Origin of the sequence: Phaeobacter sp. HF9A (assembly GCF_011806385.1) — a bacterium.
Lineage (GTDB): Bacteria > Pseudomonadota > Alphaproteobacteria > Rhodobacterales > Rhodobacteraceae > Epibacterium.
Window position 1 is genome coordinate 1 of record NZ_JAATOX010000221.1, and the last position, 2,893, is coordinate 2,893.

The 2,893-nt window shown below is 62.4% G+C and carries 3 protein-coding genes and 1 pseudogene; 1 reads left to right on the forward strand and 3 read right to left on the reverse strand.

Annotated features, from left to right (window positions below; all coding sequences use genetic code 11):
* Nucleotides 1-283, reverse strand: a pseudogene (locus HCZ87_RS20410) (glycine cleavage system protein T); the annotation flags it as partial.
* Between the two features lie 138 nt (nucleotides 284-421).
* Entirely contained in the window at nucleotides 422-1,321 is a 900-nt protein-coding gene (locus tag HCZ87_RS20415; protein WP_167646917.1) for an NAD(P)-dependent oxidoreductase, read from the reverse strand.
* 196 nt (nucleotides 1,322-1,517) lie between these two features.
* Between HCZ87_RS20415 and HCZ87_RS20420 the strand changes: the two genes are divergently transcribed.
* Nucleotides 1,518-1,910, forward strand: a complete 393-nt coding sequence (locus HCZ87_RS20420; protein WP_167646919.1) for a hypothetical protein — start codon at nucleotides 1,518-1,520, stop codon at nucleotides 1,908-1,910.
* 73 nt (nucleotides 1,911-1,983) lie between these two features.
* Here the strand turns inward: HCZ87_RS20420 and HCZ87_RS20425 are convergent.
* Nucleotides 1,984-2,893: FAD-dependent oxidoreductase (locus HCZ87_RS20425; protein ID WP_167646921.1), on the reverse strand; the 910-nt coding region annotated here is incomplete at its 5' end.

The window sequence follows — 2,893 nt, forward strand, 5'->3', positions numbered from 1 at the left end:
CATAGCGGCCCTGTCCGACCCTGGTCTGGCTGAGGTCGCGCGGGGTCAGATATTGCACCAGACGGCCCGCATCGGGGCCACGCAGCTGCACCTGCCGCTGGGCCGCCACATCCCACATGGCGACGCCATGGATCAGCCGGTCGTATTCGCCCTCGGGATCGCCGAAATGCGCCGGGATATACATGTGGTTATAGACCGAGAAAGCCGCGACCCCATCGCGCACTGTGGCGTCGAAATAGGCGGATTTGCGGATATTGGGGCCAATGCCGATTGCAAATGTCATGCGGCGCCTCGCGGGTGTCTGAGTGGGGTTCCCTGTTCCTTTCCACTCACGGGCGCAAACTGCAAGGAGTTTTGGGATCACAGGCCGGACAGCGCCCGGCAAGGCGCGGGCGCTGAGTTTTTCAGCGGGTCGGAGCCCTCAGGCCATATTGGGATCGTCCAGATACATCCGCCAGTTATGCTCGGGCGCGAACCCCAGCATTTCTTCGGCCTTTTTGATCGAATAGAAGGTCTCCGTCGCGCCCATCTCCTGCGCCGGTACGCCCTGATAATACTGCGCGATCAGCTCGGATGTGCTGAGATTCACCGAATGCTCCCGGTTGGCGACGTTGAAGATCTGATAGCCCAGCCCATCCGTCGTCAGGCAGCGCTGCACCATCTGGCCGAGGTCCCGCGCGTCGATATAGGCAAAGATATTGCGCCGCCGCAGGTCGGGATCGGCCATATAGGCAGGGAAATTCGCCTTATACTCGTGCGGCTCAATCACATTGTTGATGCGCAGCCCATAGATATCGGCCCCGGTGCGACGCTGAAAGCTGCGGGCGGTGACCTCATTGGCGACCTTGGACATGGCATAGCTGTCCTCGGGTACCACGGGGTGTTCCTCGTCGATGGGCAGGTAGTCCGGCTTGCGCTCGCCACCGGCAAAACAGATGCCATAGGTGGTCTCGGAAGACGCAAAGATCACTTTGGTGATGCCCGCCTTCAGTGCCGCGTCGATGACGTTATAGGTGCCCATGGTGTTGACGCGGTAGCATTCATTGTCTGATTTCATCAGGAGCCGGGGCACGGCGGCAAAATGCACCACCGCATCAAAGCGCGGCGGGCTGCGGTGGTCTTCCATCTCGTCATAGCCGGCCCAGGCGTGCATCACATCCATCATCTGGCCCGCGTCGGTGATATCGGCGATCCGGTTGTCGACGCCCGGCAGATCCAGCGGCGTCAGATCCACATTCACCACCCGATGTCCCTGCGCCAGCAGATAGGCCACCGCGTGACGCCCGGCCTTGCCCGAGCCGCCGGTAAACAGAATACGCATTGGGGTCTCCTCATGTTGCTCGCCGCGAAGATAGCGGTAACAGCCGTGAGGTCCATGCGAAACTGCGAGTGAGTGATCGGGGGAGCAGGCGGCAGGCAATACCGGCGTTTCGGCATCGCGGGGCGAAAGGCGGGTTTGAGGCGATCACCACCATTGAGCGTTGTCAGCTGCCTCGGGACATGAGACCCTTGCTTTCATGACCGACTTGTATTTGACAGAGGCTGACTTCGAGGCTGAGATCACGATCCTTAGCGCGGAGCAGAGAGGGCGCAAAACGCCTCCGCAGAACAACATTCGTTGGGATTTTGGCTATGTGGAAGACAACCCGCCCGAGCCCGAGCGCAATCTGGGTGCGGAGATTTATATGATCTGGCCCAATTTTCTGGATGCAGACGGCACACCTATTGAAAAAGGCATCCCGCTGATTGGAACATACAAGGCTCGGATGCACATCTTGGAAAAAGAAATGATGGACTTCCACCGGAAACGGATATCGGTTGGCCTTAAATTCAACTGCCACGAAGGAGCCAGGATCGTGGCGAGAGGTGTCGTAACAAAACTTCGAGCCATTTCGCCTGACGGCAGCTAAGTCCCGCGCTCCTGACTCTGGCTTGCCCCGCGTCGAGGCAGAGATGCACGACGTTCGACGCGGGGAGCTGAGCCTAGAGGGTTGCGGCCAGTCGGGTGCCCTGGTTGATCGCCCGTTTGGCGTCCAGTTCCGCCGCCACATCGGCGCCGCCGATCACATGGGCGGTGATGCCCCTGGCCTCCAGCGCGTCGGCGAGGCTGCGCTCGCTGACCTGTCCGGCGCAGAGCACGATGGTGTCGGCCTTGATCACGGTGGGGGACTCGTGGTCCTCGCCATAGCTCACATGCAGCCCGGCGTCGTCGATGCGCTCGTAGTTGACGCCGCCGATGAACTCCACCTGTTTCATCTTCAGCGTTGCGCGGTGAATCCAGCCGGTGGTCTTGCCGAGCCGCTTGCCATGGCGCTCGGCCTTGCGCTGCAACAGGGTGACCTGGCGGGCGGGGGCCTCGGGCTGTGGGCCTTCGGGTGCCAGCCCCGCGCGGTGGGTGGCAGGGTCGCTGACGCCCCATTCGCGCATCCAGTGCGGCAGGCTCGCGGTTGGGCTCTCGCCGTCGTGCAACAGGTATTCGCAGACGTCAAAGCCAATGCCGCCCGCGCCGATCACCGCGACCTTGTGGCCCACCGGCACCTTGTGGCGCAGCACGTCGATGTAGCTGACGACCGAGGCGTGATCCTGCCCCGGAATGCCGGGATCGCGCGGGATGACGCCGGTTGCGATCACCACCTCGTCAAAGCCGCTGAGATCCTCGACCCCGACACGGCGGCCCAGCTGCAGCGTGATGCCCGCCTCGGCCACCATGGTGCGATACCAGTCCACAAGCCCCCAAAACTCTTCCTTGCCGGGCACCTGCTTGGCCATATTGAGCTGGCCGCCGATCTCCTCGGCGCCATCAAACAGGGTGACCGCGTGGCCACGCTCCGCCGCTGCCAGCGCGGTGGACAGACCCGCCGGACCGGCGCCGACGATGGCGATGGCTTTTGTC

Coding starts and splice junctions, on each gene's coding strand:
- HCZ87_RS20420 (WP_167646919.1), top strand. CDS start 1,518: ATGACCGACTTGTATTTGACAGAGGCTGACTTCGAGGCTGAGATCACG.
- HCZ87_RS20415 (WP_167646917.1), bottom strand. CDS start 1,321: ATGCGTATTCTGTTTACCGGCGGCTCGGGCAAGGCCGGGCGTCACGCG.